Here is a 15,327-nt window from a genome sequence, read left to right as displayed (position 1 = left end):
AGTCATTGCATCTATATAGAATGAACTAAAGGATAAACGCCCTAATCTTTAGTTCATTCTATCTATTTCATCTCATTACTTTAACGAAATCACTACACGCCTATTCGGCTCTTCACCTTTGCTGTAGGTATTAACCACTTTGTGATCCTGTAACCTAGCATGAATCACCTTACGCTCTTGAGGAGACATCGGCTCTAACACAACCTCTTTGTGGGAACGAATAACGCGTCCTGCCAAACGATCGGCTAGCTCCTCCAACGTCTTCTTACGGCGCTCACGGAAGTTTTCTGCATCCAATATAATTCTTACATAACTACTTGAGACACGATTAGCTACAATGTTTGCTAAATATTGAAGAGAATCAAGCGTTTGCCCTCTTCTTCCAATCATTAGGCCTAAGTCAGGACCAAAGATATGCAGCGTTGTAGCATCTCTCGTATGCTGCACATCCACCGTTACTTCTAGTCCCATACTTCTACCTACATCTAGAATGAACTTCACTGCTGCGGCGTATGGATCTCCATCAACTGGTCTAACACTCTCAGAAGATGAAGTCATTGTCCCCACGACTGGCTCTGGTGAGACTTCTGGAAGCAAAGTAAGTTCTACTTTCGCTTCCCTGACACCAATCAGTCCCAGGAATCCTTTTGACGGCTGCGAAAGTATGTTAACCGAAACACGGTCTTGGCTTACCCCTAGTTGGGCAAGTCCCCTATTAACAGCTACTTCAACGGTTTTTCCTGAAGCGATGACGTTGCTCATTTAGACCGTTTAGCCCCCTTCGAGTTTTTCCCCTTACCTTTGTTTCCTTTTTTAGCTCCGTTAGTATTACCAGCTAAGGCAACACCAGAAACAACCGCTGTTTTATCATTCGTGCGATAAAGGAAATAGTTCTGAACGATCGTATACACGTTACTGAAGAACCAATATAAAGGTAATGCTGCTGGGAAATTGTAAGACATGAAGAATATTAATACTGGATACACCATCATCATGAATTGCATAGGCCCCGCTTGAGGCGTTGGGTTCATCTTCATCATCATTTTAGTCTGCAAGAACGTAGTCAACGCAGCTAATATTGGAAGAATGAATGTCTTGTCCGGACTTCCAAGTTGTAACCATAGGAATGTACCATGACGTAAAAGATCATTTCCATATATAGAGTTATAGAGAGCAATAAATATCGGCATCTGCACGATCAACGGTAAACAACCCGCTAATGGATTAACCTTATTCTCTTGGAACAATCTCATTGTTTCTTTCTGTTGTTCTTCTGGGTTGTCTTTGAACTTTTCTTTCAGCTTTGCAAGTTCTGGTTGAATCGCTTGCATCGCCTTAGAACTTTTCACTTGTTTAATCGTTAATGGCAAAATAAGTGTACGAACAATAATAACCATTACTAATACGGCTAGTCCGTATTGTCCACCGAACCAATTGGCGAAGGTATCGAGAGCTTTAGCGAACCAATAAACAACATTACTTTGCCAGAAGCTTCCGTTTTCTAAATCTGTAAGGCTTTTGGTGGCTGCTGGTGCACCACACCCCGATAGTATGGTCATTGCGAACATCATCACAATGGTGAGGAGGATCCATTTCTTTCCTCGGCTAGTCTTCAATCGCGACACTTTATTACCCCTCTCTTAGCACTTCCATTTCATACTAAATCATACCATATTCAAATGGACAAGGAAACCAGGCTTCATCGGTTAGAAGTCTTCAAAAGTGACGCTTTCCGTAACACATGTAACACACTTCTTTCCATATCCTTATATGGCATAGTTAAAGCGCCCTTGCGAACAATAAATACGAGGTCTACATGTTCAATCAGTTCAGCATCATGATGACGAACAATTTCCTTCACCAGTCTTCTCATTCGATTTCGAACAACCGCATTGCCGACCTTTTTACTAACAGAAATCCCTACCCTGAATTGTTCTACTTCTTTCTTACGGAACCAGTAAACAACAAATTGATGATTGGCAAATGACCTTCCATGACGATATACGCGACTGAAGTCAGCACGATTTCGTAAACGTAAACTTTTCTGCACGAGTTTCTCCCAATTTCACTTCAATTTTCAATGCGATTTATTTATTACTTCATATATATATATATTATGGGCAGCATTTAGATCCTCTAAACTAAGCTGATCTATTTACCTTTCTTCCATTATTAACAGAAAAAAAGACCACCGCGGTGGTCTTCATGCACGTTAATTACGCACTCAAAATCTTTCTGCCTTTTAAGCGACGAGCAGCCAGCACTTTACGGCCGTTTTTCGTGCTCATTCTTTTACGGAAACCATGAACCTTAGCGCGTTTGCTCACATTTGGTTTAAAAGTCGGTCTCATGTATTGCACCCCCTTACAGGAATTATAAACACAGATTAACCATTTTCATATCCACAGAAAATGCCTCTATACATTTAACCATGTACAAGGATAAAAGTCAACTGAACCATGCGTTCTTCTCTTCTTCCCTCTTTATAAAGGGGTTCATAAAAAGTTTTCCACAGGTTTCAAAAAGTTATCCTTAAAAATAAAACTTATCCACTTGTACACAATCGTCGAGTTTTCGATTTTTTATGGCACAACCTGTGCATAAGTTTTATTGCAATTTACAAGATGCTGTCGAAAGTTTAACAATTTATAAACAATATGTTGTGTTGTGAATAAAATCTATACACAAGTTATTGAGTTTGTGGATAAATTAGCCTGAATCATTGATATCACACCATTATTTTGCTATGATGATAATACTTTTGGTTGTGTATACATGTTTTAAACCTCAATATTATCAACAAGCTGTGGATAAAGTTGTGAACAATTTCAATTTATCCATTTTTTTATGTTTCCACCTTTCTGAGTTTTGGGGATAAATGCAACATGAATCATTTTATTTCGACATTTCCTCTCATGGCTCTCGCCACATTTGGATGATTTAAAGGAGTGACAATCTGTGGAAAGCCATACTTCTGAATTATGGCAACAAATATTATCTATTATTCAAAGCAAATTAAGTAAGCCCAGCTTTGATACCTGGTTTAAAGCAACAAAGGCTACACGGATGAACGATCATTCCATTGTGATATCAGCTCCAACAACATTTGCTGTCGAGTGGCTAGAAAGTCGTTACACCAAATTAGTGGGTTCGACTCTCTTTGAGGTTGTTGGAAAGCAACTTGATGTTAAATTTGTGATTGAAGAAGCTGTCATTGAGGATCCCATTCCTTCGCTATCGTCTTCGCTACCGCAAGTGTCTCATGAAGAATCCATGACTCACATGCTTAATCCGAAGTATACCTTTGACACCTTCGTTATTGGCTCAGGCAACCGTTTTGCCCATGCAGCATCGCTTGCTGTCGCTGAAGCGCCAGCAAAGGCCTATAACCCGCTGTTTCTATACGGCGGTGTTGGACTCGGAAAGACTCACCTAATGCATGCGATCGGTCATTATGTATTGGAGCATAATCCAAACAGTAAGGTCGTTTACCTGTCTTCGGAGAAATTTACGAACGAATTTATTAACTCCATTCGTGATAATCGCACGGAAAATTTCCGTAACAAATATCGCAGTGTTGATATTCTACTTGTAGATGATATACAATTCATTGCTGGTAAAGAGTCTACACAGGAAGAATTTTTCCATACGTTCAATGCACTTCATGAAGAGCGTAAGCAAATTATTATTTCGAGCGATAGACCACCGAAAGAAATCCCAACACTCGAAGAACGTTTACGTTCGCGGTTTGAATGGGGCTTGATTACGGATATCCAACCTCCGGATCTCGAGACTCGGACTGCAATTCTACGCAAAAAAGCCAAGGCTGAAAACTTGGATATTCCTAATGAAGCGATGACATATATCGCGAACCACATTGACTCCAACATACGTGAACTAGAGGGCGCTTTGATCCGTGTAGTGGCCTATTCATCCCTAACCAATCAAGATGTAACCACGCATTTAGCAGCTGAAGCACTTAAGGATATCATTCCTTCAAGCCGTCCTAAGATGATCACGATGCAGGATATTCAGCAAAAGGTAGGAGAATACTACAACCTACGCATGGAAGATTTCAAAGCTCGGAAGCGTACAAAGGCAGTAGCATTCCCTAGACAAATTGCTATGTATCTTTCACGCGAATTAACCGATTTCTCATTACCCAAAATTGGAGAAGCTTTCGGTGGAAGAGATCATACAACCGTCATTCATGCCCATGACAAAATATCACAGCTACTTAAGGTGGATCAGGATCTATTTAAAGTGGTAAATAACCTCATAGAAAAAATCAAAAATCCATCCTGAACAAGTTCAAGCCTATGCACAATCTATACACATGTGGATAGGCTTGATTTCATTAACGATTTTAGGGTTATCCACATATCCACTGCGCCTATTACTATTACTAAGAAAATCTATAAAGAATAATCATCTATAAAGAGGGTGAAAAAGGTCGCTTTTTGACCCAAGTTCACCGAATACTTGCAAGGAGTGAAAATATGAAAATCAGCATTCTTAAAAACTATTTGAACGATTCCATCCAACAGGTATACAAAGCCATTTCCAGTCGAACTACGATTCCGATCCTGACGGGTATTAAACTGGATGTGAATCATCAAGGTGTGACGCTTACTGCAAGTGACACCGATATTTCAATCCAATCTTTTATTCCCGTTGAGCATGATAACCAGATGGTTGTCCAAGTCGAGCAAACAGGAAGTGTCGTTCTCCCTGCTAAGTTCTTTGTAGAAATTATTAAAAAGCTGCCTTCGCAAGAAATTGTGATGGAAGTCAAAGAAAATTTTCAAACGTTTATTTCCTCAGGAGCAACAGAGATCCAAATGGTAGGTCTTGATCCAGAAGAATTCCCCATTTTACCCGCGATTGAAGGAAATCAGACGTTATCTATCCCTGGAGATTTATTGAAAAATATGATCAAACAAACAGGGTTTTCTATCTCTACGCATGAGACAACCCCTATTCTGACAGGTATCCTTTGGAACTTAGAAGATAATGAGTTGAAATTTACCGCAACAGATCGACACCGTCTTGCGACCCGTTCAGCACAGTTACAGGGTAGCGATGTTAAATTCAACAACGTCGTTATTGCAGGTAAAACGCTAAGCGAATTGAGTAAAATCGTGCCAGATCAGAATACGCTTGTAGATATTCTTGTATCTGACAACCAGGTCTTATTCAAAATTGAAAATGTTCTGTTCTATTCACGAATTCTTGAAGGAATATATCCAGATACATCTAGGATTATTCCAACATCCTACAAAACAGAACTCATCATCGACACAAAAAAATTAAGTGAATCGATCGATCGGGCTTATTTGCTGTCGAGAGAAGAAAAAACAAACATCGTGAGGTTACAAACCCTAGAACAAGGGGGAATTGAAATATCTTCGAGTTCAACAGAACTTGGTAAAGTACGTGAAGAATTAGATGTGGTAGACTTTAAAGGGGAACCTCTACGGATTTCTTTTAACTCTAAATATATGCTGGATGTCTTAAAAGTAGTCGAAAGTGAACAATTGATGATTGCTTTTACCGGAATTATGAGTCCAATTGTACTCAAACCGATGGATGACAGTAACAGTCTTTACGTCATTTTGCCGTACCGAACCAATAATTAAAAGTTATACACATGTGCATAGATCAACGAGAGAAAAAGGAGCATTCGAGTGAACAAAATTATTATCCACAGTGAATATATTAAGCTAGACACCTTTATGAAATTATCAAATTGTGTATCCACAGGCGGGATGGCTAAGGCTCTTCTTCAAGAAGGCTTAGTATTCGTCAATGGTGAACAAGAAGAACGCCGCGGTCGTAAGTTATATCCAGGCGATATTGTAAAAGTAGCGGATGAAGGAACGTTTGAGGTTTCTAAAGAATCGTGATCTTCACCTCAAAAAAATCCCGAAGATTTTAGTAACAGGGGTGGAAGATGAGGAGGATAACGTGTGTTTGTAAAAAACATTAGCTTGCAGCAATACCGTAATTATGAACAATTGCGGTTGGATTCCTTCGGGGATGTGAATCTATTGATTGGTCCCAATGCCCAAGGAAAAACCAATCTGCTGGAAGCTATTTTTGTGTTGGCACTGACCAAAAGTCACCGAACTTCGAAGGACCGTGAATTGATTGCCTTTGAACAAGGAAGTGCCCATATATCAGCCGTCGTTGAGAAGAAATATGGACCGCTTAACTTAGAGCTAACCCTGTCAGCTCAAGGGAAAAAAGCGAAGATAAATGGGCTTGAGCAGCGGAAACTAAGTGAATTCATCGGTTCTCTCAATGTGGTCATGTTCGCTCCTGAAGACTTGGAAATTGTTAAGGGGACACCAGGGATACGTCGTAGATTCTTAGATATGGAGATTGGACAAGTTCAGCCAAGCTATCTTTTTCATCTGCAGCAATATCAGAAGATTCTGCTTCAACGAAATAATTTCCTGAAACAATTGTGGGGTAAAGATGCTGTTGATCAGGGCTTACTCGACATATGGAATGAACAGTTGGTGGAGCATGGTGTTAAAATTATTAGAAAAAGGAAACAATTTATAATAAAACTTCAACGATGGGCTGAGTCCATTCACTATGGGATTACAAATGGCAGTGAAGATCTTCAGTTACGCTATGTTCCATCGTTTGGAGAAGCGACAGAGGAAGATGAAGCTGTCTTATTTGAGCAATTTATGATAAAGTTAAGACAAATGAAAGAACAGGAAGTTCGGCGCGGCATGACACTTGCGGGGCCTCACCGTGATGATATGACCTTTTATATTAACGGTAAGGAAGTGCATACGTATGGTTCTCAAGGACAGCAACGGACGACAGCCTTATCACTCAAATTGGCGGAGATTGAACTGATCAAAGAAGAGATCGGTGAATATCCCGTACTTTTGCTAGATGATGTATTATCTGAGCTTGATCCATACCGTCAAACCCAACTGATTGAGACATTTCAGAGCAAAGTGCAGACGTTCATCACCGCAACTGGAATAGAGAGCTTGAATGCGGATAAATTAAAGAATGCAAGCATCTACCATGTGAATGCAGGTCAGGTCGGTTTATAAAAGAGTGGAGGATCATGATGTATATACATTTGGGCGGAGAAAGAATTATTCGATCTTCAGAGCTCATTGCTATTTTTGACGTATCCATTGAGAAATCTTCTAAAATATCCAAGCAATTCGTAAACCACGTCAAGGAAGAGAAGACATTAGTTAATATCGGTGAAGAAGAAGCCAAGTCAATCGTTGTGACGAAAGATACGGTCTTTTACTCTCCCATTTCGTCTTCCACGCTAAAGAAAAGAGTTAACGTGTTTTATGCTAATGCTTAGTTAGCAGATGTAGAATCTATAGAAGTAGGTGAAGGCATGTCTATGAATGAACCACAGTATGATGAAAGTCAGATACAGGTACTAGAAGGTCTCGAAGCCGTTCGTAAACGGCCGGGGATGTATATTGGATCAACTAGCGCTAAGGGCTTGCATCATTTAGTCTGGGAAGTAGTGGACAATAGTATTGATGAAGCCATGGCAGGTGTTTGTGATCACATAGAGATTACTGTCCACAAAGACAATAGTGTGACCGTTGTCGATAATGGACGCGGTATCCCAGTTGGGGAACACGCCAAAATGAAACGCCCTGCTCTAGAAGTCGTTATGACTGTCCTACATGCGGGTGGTAAGTTTGGTGGTGGTGGATATAAAGTATCGGGTGGTTTGCACGGAGTAGGTGTCTCGGTTGTTAATGCTTTGTCGGAAAAAGTAGTGGTAACCGTAAAAGTTAAAGGGCACATCTATCAACAAGAATATCGCCGTGGCGTACCTCAATATGACGTGAGAGTGATCGGAGATTCGGATGAACATGGAACAACGGTTACCTTCCATCCAGATCCTGAAATCTTTACAGAAACAACGGTATATGATTATGGAACGCTTCTCACTCGTGTTCGTGAGATCGCCTTTTTAAATAAAGGAATTGCCTTAACGCTGAATGACGAGCGAGCTGATTCATCCGTTCGTTTTATGTATGAAGGTGGAATTAAGGAGTATGTAAAATTCCTAAATGAGAAGAAAGAAGCACTTCATGAGGAGCCTATCTACGTGGAAGGATCACGGGATATGATGCAAGTTGAAGTAGCATTGCAATATAACGATAGCTATACGGAGAATATTTATTCGTTCTGTAATAATATCAACACACATGAAGGCGGTACGCACGAATCTGGATTTAAGAGTGCTTTGACTCGGATCATTAATGATTACGCTCGTAAAACAGGTGTAATTAAAGATAGTAACTCCAATCTTTCGGGCGATGATGTTCGTGAAGGATTGACTGCGATTATTTCGGTCAAGATTCCAGAACCTCAATTCGAGGGTCAGACCAAGACCAAGCTTGGTAACAGTGAAGTGCGTGGTATCGTGGAATCGCTATTCTCGGAGAAACTACAAGAGTTCTTAGAAGAGAATCCAGCGGTATCTCGTCGAATCCTTGAAAAGGGATTGCAGGCTTCCAGAGCAAGAGAAGCGGCTCGCAAGGCTCGTGAATTGACGCGACGCAAGAGTGCGCTCGAAGTGAGTGCATTGCCAGGTAAACTAGCTGACTGTTCTTCGAAAGATGCATCCATCAGTGAACTGTACATCGTCGAAGGGGATTCTGCAGGTGGATCAGCCAAGCAGGGTCGAGATCGACACTTCCAAGCTATCCTTCCTTTGCGTGGTAAGATTCTAAACGTAGAGAAAGCTAGACTAGATCGCATTCTTTCTAATGCTGAAATTCGGAATATGATTACAGCTATGGGTACCGGAATTGGTGAAGATTTCGACCTTAGTAAAGCTCGTTATCATAAGGTTATTATTATGACGGATGCCGACGTCGATGGTGCGCACATTCGGACACTTATGTTGACCTTCTTCTACCGTTACATGAGGAAGTTACTCGATGCGGGATATATTTATATTGCGCAACCACCTTTGTTTAAGGTGGAACGTAACAAGGTTATACGTTATGCGAATAGTGAAAGAGAACGAGATCAAATCATTAGTGAGTTTGGACCTAATGTTAAAGTGAATGTTCAACGCTACAAAGGTCTTGGTGAGATGAATGCAGGACAGTTATGGGAAACCACGATGGACCCTGAATGTCGGACTATGCTTCAAGTTACCATTGACGATGCGATGTTAGCAGATAATATATTTGATACGTTGATGGGTGATAATGTAGAACCACGACGTGAATTTATTTATGAACATGCGAAGACTGTTAAGAATCTAGATATTTAAATAGCATATTTGTGGAACAGGAGAAGGTGCAGACGAGGCACCTTCTCTTTGTTTTTGAAGTATGGGGAACTAGTTTACCTTGATATCTTCTTTGAAGAATATCTTCCGTAGGATACAGCGTATCGGTAAATACGACGATATACATCCTTATTGGAAATATATTTTTTGAATGGATATAGAGCTGGTAAGGTATTTACCTCTAATATCCAAGGTGTATTAGTGTTATCCATTGCGATATCGAGTCCTAGTTCTTTAATGTGATGGTATTTTTTTTGAAGCTGATTGGCGACGGAAACACCTAAACTTTTGAGTGATTGTTGTAGGTCAAAAACCTCCATAGGGGTCATATAAGGAGACATTAGTGTTTCGAACGTCTGGACTTTACCTCCACTATGATGATTGGTTACGACTTTATGGGGGGCTGCAACACGGCCAATGATTCCTGTAGATACCCACTGACCATTCGGACTCTTTTGAGTAAGAATACGTAAATCAAAGGGACAAGAATTGTATTGTAACAAGGGGATACCTTGTTGTATCAAATAATTATGATGCCGTGTATACGGGTGAATGCCTATGAATAGTGCTTCAAGAGAGTTAAATATCTTAGTTTCAGTGTTGTAACGAAGTTGATAAATTGTATAGGTATCCATGAATTGATCATCTGAATCAAGGTTATTCAATGTTAATTGTTCAATACACATCACACCACGACCATATGTCCCACAATCTGGCTTTAAGAAGACCATAGTGAATTCATTCAGCATAGTTGTTAAAGCTTCTGAAGAGTATTTACATGTAGTTGGAATGTAGGGGGAGATTTGCTCATTTTTTAGGAGCACTTTGGTTTTGGCCCACTTGCTTGAGACGCGCTGAATAACCAAGAAGGTTCATCCTTTCAATAATCTATTTTTGTAAGTGGCGAGTTCTCAGTCCAGATGGATAGCTTGAAATCCCATCAAAAATATGAGAATGTTAGATGCCATTTTTTATTCATAAAAGGAATAAAAAACATGATTCTCTTATCGTATGGGGATGAGGTTTTGGATCATTTGGGGGCTTAAAAATTAAGACAAGGTAGTAAAAGAATGGTATACTATGTGTTGGGGATTTCTTAAGTATTGTATGAATAGGCTGTTTAAGAGGGCAGGGCATATCCCTAATTTTCAGAATAAAAAGAGTGTTTATTTGCCTTTATCAGTGTTGATGTTTAATTGTGCTCTTTTTGAGAAAGTAATATAATAAAGATTACTGGTTTTATTATGTAACAGGTATTGAAGCGGATCTTTGACTTCATAAGGGATAACTCAGAGTTATGTGTTCCATAACTGGCTTCGTAAAGAATACCCCCTAAAAGACGGCAAGGCCGTTTCTTCTTGAAATATAAGAAAGTATAAGTTTCACCTTGTACGATATCCTTATATTTTTGGCGGAGATGAGTACTATCTTTTAAAAGACAGTACAACCGTTTCTTCTTATATATTCTGCATTTCGTTGATTTGGTTGATAGGAATTGGAGGAGGTACAGCATGGCAGAAGAATTAAACTCGCAAATTAAGGATCGGGATATTGGCGTTGAGATGCGCGAGTCATTTATGGATTATGCGATGAGTATCATTGTAAGCCGGGCTCTACCTGATGTAAGAGATGGCTTGAAACCGGTGCATCGTCGTATTCTGTATGCTATGAATGATTTGGGTATGACCCCGGATAAACCGTTTAAGAAATCAGCGAGAATTGTCGGCGATGTTATCGGTAAATATCACCCACATGGTGATACAGCAGTATACCAAACGATGGTGCGGATGGCGCAGGATTTCTCGATGCGGTATATGCTCGTGGAAGGTCATGGTAACTTCGGTTCGGTTGATGGTGACATGGCAGCAGCAATGCGTTATACGGAAGCACGTCTTTCTAAGATTGCAATGGAAATGTTAAGAGATATTAATAAAGAGACGATTGATTTCCAACCCAACTATGACGGTGAAGAACAAGAACCTATGGTTCTACCGGCACGTTTTCCTAACTTGTTGGTGAATGGGGTATCAGGGATTGCCGTTGGTATGGCTACAAATATTCCACCGCATAATCTAGGTGAAGTCATTGATGGTGTTCAAGCTTTGATTAAGAATCCAGAAATCACCTCGATGGAATTGATGGAGTATATCAAGGGTCCCGATTTCCCAACTTCCGGTTATATATTAGGACGCCAGGGAATTCGTCAAGCTTATGAGACCGGTCGTGGTTCTGTTACGATGCGTGCTAAAGCTAATATCGAAGAGAATAACAACAAATCGCGTATTGTCATATATGAACTTCCTTATCAAGTGAACAAAGCAAGACTGGTAGAGAAAATTGCTGAGCTTGTTCGCGAGAAGAGTCTGGACGGTATTACCGATCTACGTGATGAATCAGATCGTAATGGTATGCGTGTGGTTATTGAATTACGACGTGATGTTAATCCAAATGTCGTATTGAACAACTTATACAAGCATACGCCAATGCAGTCTACCTTCGGTATCAATATGTTAGCTATCGTGAACAATGAACCGAAAACACTTAGTCTGTTTGATGTGCTGTATCATTATTTGGAGCATCAGAAAGTGGTTATCCGTAGACGGACAGAGTTCGAACTTAGAAAAGCTGAAGCACGTGCTCATATCCTAGAAGGATTACGAATAGCATTAGATCACTTGGATGAAGTTATTGCTCTAATCCGTAGTTCACAAACATCTGAAATTGCACGTGATGGACTCATGAGCAGATTCGAGCTAAGTCTTGAACAGGCACAAGCCATCATGGAAATGCGCCTACAGCGCCTGACAGGTTTGGAACGCGATAAGATTGAGAATGAATACCAAGAATTGATGAAGAAAATTGCAGAATTACGTGAGATTTTAGCGGATGAGTCACTTATCCTTCAGATCATTAGTGAAGAACTAAATGAAATTAAGGAACGTTTCAATGACGAGCGTCGGACTGAAATTACGGTCGGTGAAGAAAGCATTCTGGATGAAGATCTTATTCCACAAGAAGAAGTAATCATCACGATTAGCCATTCTGGTTATATCAAACGTCTTCCTGCGAATACCTATCGTAGTCAAAAGCGTGGTGGACGCGGCGTGATGGGAATGGATACGAAAGATCAAGACTTTGTTGAACATCTATTCGTAACCAATTCACATCACTATCTCTTGTTCTTTACCGATCGAGGGAAGGTCTATCGCCTTAAGGCTTATGAGATTCCTGATTTGAGCCGTACAGCGCGTGGAACGGCGATTATTAATCTCATTCAGATCGAACAGGGTGAGACTGTAAATGCTGTGATTCCAGTACAGAACTTCGAAGGTGAAGATTACTTATTCTTTGCAACTCGTCAAGGGGTCGTGAAGAAGACACCACTAGAGGATTATACGAACATTCGTAAGGGCGGTCTTATTGCTATAAACCTTCGTGAAGATGATGCACTCATTGGAGTGAAGCTTGCGAACGGCGAACATGAACTCATTATGGGTACGGCCCAAGGGATGTCCATTCGTTTCTCTGAGAATGATGTCCGTTCTATGGGACGTAGTGCAACAGGGGTTAGAGGTATCCGCTTAAGCGATAATGATGAAGTTATTGGTATGGATATTATTGATAAGGATTTGGATATCTTGATTGTTACAGCTAAAGGATACGGTAAACGTACACCAGCTAGTGACTATCGTTCCCAAAGTCGTGGCGGTAAGGGAATCAAAACGATTAACGTAACCGAGAAGAATGGTGCTGTTATCGCATTGAAAGTCGTTAAGAATGACGAAGATTTGATGATTATCACCACACTTGGAACCCTGATCCGTACGAGTATGGAAGGCATATCCACGATGGGTCGTTATACTCAAGGTGTGAAACTGATTAATATCCGTGAAGATGATGCGGTAGCTACCGTATGTCGCGTTGATAAAACGGAAGAAACCGAGGAAGATGACTTAACTGAATGGGATGAATCCAATCCGGTAGGTTCAGAGTCTGATTCCGTTGTAGAGGACATTGCTTCTTCTGAGGTGGATGCTTCTGATGATGGGGAACCTTCTCAAGATGTTTCGGATGATACACTAGAGGAATAGATTTCAAGAGGGTATTGTAAGATGTATAATTAGGATAGATGGATTACTTCATAAGTATCCGATTAAGGAAGGCCTCAGAAGAATATTCTGAGGTCTTTTTTGATTATAAATGTTCTACTAGACTAAGCTGATCTGACTAGAATGGATTATATTACTAATAATGATTGTACAGCTATACAATAAATAATATAATGGCATTGATTGTTATATACATATGAACTTTAAATAATGGAATGGAGATGTATATTAATCTATGGCTATCGTACCTATTATGGATTTAAAACCTGGTGTTAAATTAGTCAAAAGTGTATATACTCCATTGGGCAGCCTTCTCTTTCATAAAGAAAAGGTACTACTTCCACGTGACTTAGAAATTCTAGAGGCATTTCTAGTGGAAAATGTAGAAGTGGGACAAGTGGGCGAGAAGATTATTCAATCGAAGGAAAAGAACTCTTCTACTGATTCTGTAGTTCAGCAGGACCAACCGCCATTTAATAGAACATCTCTCTTTGTTGAAGAATATGATAAGCTATTTAACTTGATCAAAAGTGCTTATCCTTCTATAGCAGCAGTAGGAATACCGATTTATGAAATTCGTAATCAGCTAGAAAGCTTGATTCAATATATAAAGGATTACAGTCTGATATCTTTTTTGCCTCGTTTAATAAATGACCATGATTATATGTATCATAATGCAGTTTTATGTGCGCTTTCTTCATATAAACTTGCCGAGTGGAGTGGTCTTCCTAAAAAAGATTGGATGCAAGTAGCATTCGCCGGACTATTCCACGATATTGGGAATGTTAAGGTTGATCCATCTATATTGTTTAAACCTGATCGATTAACGTTGGATGAAATTAACGAAATGCGTGAGCATACGAAGATGGGGCACCAATTGCTGAAGAATGTTGCGGGTATTAATGAGGGTGTTCGTTTAGCCGCGTTACAACATCATGAAAAAGTCGATGGAACGGGTTATCCATTAGGCATTGATAGTAATAAGATTCATATCTATTCCAAAATTGTAGGGGTAGTAGATATATTTCATGCTATGACACTTAATAAAGCATATCGTAAGGGGCAATCTCCGTATTTAGTGTTAGAACAGATTTTAAGTGAATCATTTGGAAAGTTAGATCCAAAGTTAGTGCAGACGTTTATTAAAAAAGTGACAGAATTTAATAACGGTGTAATTGTACGCTTAAGTAACGATAAAATTGGCGAGATTGTATTTTCCAATCATAATGAGCCAACGCGACCAATGGTCTCAGTAGGAAATGATATTATTAATTTAGAACAACAACGACATCTCTATATCATAGAAATTATTAAAAAGAATAACTAATTCTAATAGTGGAATGTATAGTTTCTATAAATCAGATATTGAGAGGTTTTGGTTTCTGATCAGGAGTGAGTGTGCATGTTAAATATAAGTAGTTATTATCAAATAAATTTAATTGATAAAAAGACTTGCATTCCTTTGTGTGCCGTGATATATTATTAGTCCGGCCAACAAATAACACATTTGTTGAATCGGCAAGCCAATATCGAATGAAACTTAAACGAAAAAAAAGCTTGCACAAACGAACCGGACATGATATGATATAGAAGTTGTCGCCGAGAAGAACTGGTAACAACAAAACGAAATAATTGGTCTTTGAAAACTGAACAACGAGTGAGTAGATTTCACGAAAGTGAAATCAAAACAAATGAGAAATCATTTGATAGAGAATGAAAATTCTCGCCAGTTTGTTTCAAAATGAGCATTTCGCTCTTTCTAAATACCAATTTGGAGAGTTTGATCCTGGCTCAGGACGAACGCTGGCGGCATGCCTAATACATGCAAGTCGAGCGGAGTTGTTTTGAAAGCTTGCTTTCAAAACAACTTAGCGGCGGACGGGTGAGTAACACGTAGGTAAC

Annotated in this window: 13 protein-coding genes and 1 rRNA gene; 9 read left to right on the top strand and 5 right to left on the bottom strand. The window is 39.7% G+C overall.

Going from position 1 to position 15,327, the window contains the following annotated elements; translation table 11 throughout:
• Positions 1 to 75 precede the first annotated feature (75 nt).
• The 4 genes from jag to rpmH form a co-directional block, all read right to left on the bottom strand.
• Positions 76 to 762, bottom strand: coding sequence for an RNA-binding cell elongation regulator Jag/EloR (gene jag / locus BW961_RS22325; protein WP_068589403.1), 687 nt, complete (start codon positions 760 to 762; stop codon positions 76 to 78).
• Positions 759 to 1,625 (bottom strand): YidC/Oxa1 family membrane protein insertase, encoded by an 867-nt coding sequence (locus BW961_RS22320; protein ID WP_068589406.1) that lies wholly within the window; start codon positions 1,623 to 1,625, stop codon positions 759 to 761. Before BW961_RS22320 ends, jag begins: the two co-directional genes overlap by 4 nt.
• A gap of 74 nt (positions 1,626 to 1,699) precedes the next feature.
• Positions 1,700 to 2,050 (bottom strand): ribonuclease P protein component, encoded by a 351-nt coding sequence (gene rnpA / locus BW961_RS22315; protein WP_068589408.1) that lies wholly within the window; start codon positions 2,048 to 2,050, stop codon positions 1,700 to 1,702.
• A gap of 166 nt (positions 2,051 to 2,216) precedes the next feature.
• Positions 2,217 to 2,351 carry a 50S ribosomal protein L34 gene (gene rpmH, locus BW961_RS22310; protein WP_068533979.1) on the bottom strand — a complete coding sequence of 45 codons (135 nt, stop codon included), beginning with the start codon at positions 2,349 to 2,351 and terminating at the stop codon, positions 2,217 to 2,219.
• Positions 2,352 to 2,958: 607 nt separating this feature from the next.
• On the opposite strand from rpmH, the gene dnaA reads away from it, so the two are divergent.
• From dnaA to gyrB, 6 genes are all read left to right on the top strand, one after another.
• On the top strand, positions 2,959 to 4,305 hold the full coding sequence (gene dnaA, locus BW961_RS22305) for a chromosomal replication initiator protein DnaA (RefSeq protein ID WP_068589412.1): 1,347 nt from the start codon (positions 2,959 to 2,961) through the stop codon (positions 4,303 to 4,305).
• Between the two features lie 194 nt (positions 4,306 to 4,499).
• Positions 4,500 to 5,639, top strand: coding sequence for a DNA polymerase III subunit beta (gene dnaN, locus BW961_RS22300; RefSeq protein ID WP_068589415.1), 1,140 nt, complete (start codon positions 4,500 to 4,502; stop codon positions 5,637 to 5,639).
• A gap of 48 nt (positions 5,640 to 5,687) precedes the next feature.
• Positions 5,688 to 5,906 (top strand): S4 domain-containing protein YaaA, encoded by a 219-nt coding sequence (gene yaaA / locus BW961_RS22295; protein ID WP_068533986.1) that lies wholly within the window; start codon positions 5,688 to 5,690, stop codon positions 5,904 to 5,906.
• A gap of 63 nt (positions 5,907 to 5,969) precedes the next feature.
• On the top strand, positions 5,970 to 7,082 hold the full coding sequence (gene recF / locus BW961_RS22290; protein WP_068589418.1) for a DNA replication/repair protein RecF: 1,113 nt from the start codon (positions 5,970 to 5,972) through the stop codon (positions 7,080 to 7,082).
• A gap of 17 nt (positions 7,083 to 7,099) precedes the next feature.
• Positions 7,100 to 7,351, top strand: a complete 252-nt coding sequence (remB, locus tag BW961_RS22285) for an extracellular matrix regulator RemB (protein ID WP_068533990.1) — start codon at positions 7,100 to 7,102, stop codon at positions 7,349 to 7,351.
• Positions 7,352 to 7,387: 36 nt separating this feature from the next.
• Complete coding sequence (gene gyrB, locus BW961_RS22280) at positions 7,388 to 9,298, top strand: DNA topoisomerase (ATP-hydrolyzing) subunit B (RefSeq protein ID WP_068589421.1); 1,911 nt, start codon at positions 7,388 to 7,390, stop codon at positions 9,296 to 9,298.
• A 74-nt stretch (positions 9,299 to 9,372) separates the two neighbouring features.
• On the opposite strand, the gene BW961_RS22275 is transcribed toward gyrB, so the two are convergent.
• Complete coding sequence (locus tag BW961_RS22275; protein ID WP_068589424.1) at positions 9,373 to 10,182, bottom strand: YheC/YheD family protein; 810 nt, start codon at positions 10,180 to 10,182, stop codon at positions 9,373 to 9,375.
• 645 nt (positions 10,183 to 10,827) lie between these two features.
• Here BW961_RS22275 and gyrA point away from each other — a divergent pair.
• The 3 genes from gyrA to BW961_RS22260 all read left to right on the top strand — a co-directional run.
• Complete coding sequence (gene gyrA / locus BW961_RS22270; RefSeq protein WP_068589428.1) at positions 10,828 to 13,407, top strand: DNA gyrase subunit A; 2,580 nt, start codon at positions 10,828 to 10,830, stop codon at positions 13,405 to 13,407.
• 253 nt (positions 13,408 to 13,660) lie between these two features.
• Positions 13,661 to 14,752 carry an HD-GYP domain-containing protein gene (locus tag BW961_RS22265; protein WP_068589430.1) on the top strand — a complete coding sequence of 364 codons (1,092 nt, stop codon included), beginning with the start codon at positions 13,661 to 13,663 and terminating at the stop codon, positions 14,750 to 14,752.
• A gap of 441 nt (positions 14,753 to 15,193) precedes the next feature.
• Positions 15,194 to 15,327: ribosomal RNA gene (locus tag BW961_RS22260) — 16S ribosomal RNA — on the top strand; the annotation flags it as partial.

It is taken from the genome of Paenibacillus macquariensis (genome assembly GCF_900156375.1).
GTDB classification, from domain to species: domain Bacteria; phylum Bacillota; class Bacilli; order Paenibacillales; family Paenibacillaceae; genus Paenibacillus_AQ; species Paenibacillus_AQ macquariensis.
Note: the sequence above shows the minus strand (reverse complement) of the source record. Positions and strands in the feature narration are given on the sequence as shown.

Bases quoted from the DNA above. Each gene is read 5' to 3' on its own strand.
- dnaN (WP_068589415.1), top strand. From the start codon at position 4,500: ATGAAAATCAGCATTCTTAAAAACTATTTGAACGATTCCATCCAACAG.
- rpmH (WP_068533979.1), bottom strand. From the start codon at position 2,351: ATGAGACCGACTTTTAAACCAAATGTGAGCAAACGCGCTAAGGTTCAT.
- BW961_RS22265 (WP_068589430.1), top strand. From the start codon at position 13,661: ATGGCTATCGTACCTATTATGGATTTAAAACCTGGTGTTAAATTAGTC.
- gyrB (WP_068589421.1), top strand. From the start codon at position 7,388: ATGTCTATGAATGAACCACAGTATGATGAAAGTCAGATACAGGTACTA.
- remB (WP_068533990.1), top strand. From the start codon at position 7,100: ATGTATATACATTTGGGCGGAGAAAGAATTATTCGATCTTCAGAGCTC.
- jag (WP_068589403.1), bottom strand. From the start codon at position 762: ATGAGCAACGTCATCGCTTCAGGAAAAACCGTTGAAGTAGCTGTTAAT.
- gyrA (WP_068589428.1), top strand. From the start codon at position 10,828: ATGGCAGAAGAATTAAACTCGCAAATTAAGGATCGGGATATTGGCGTT.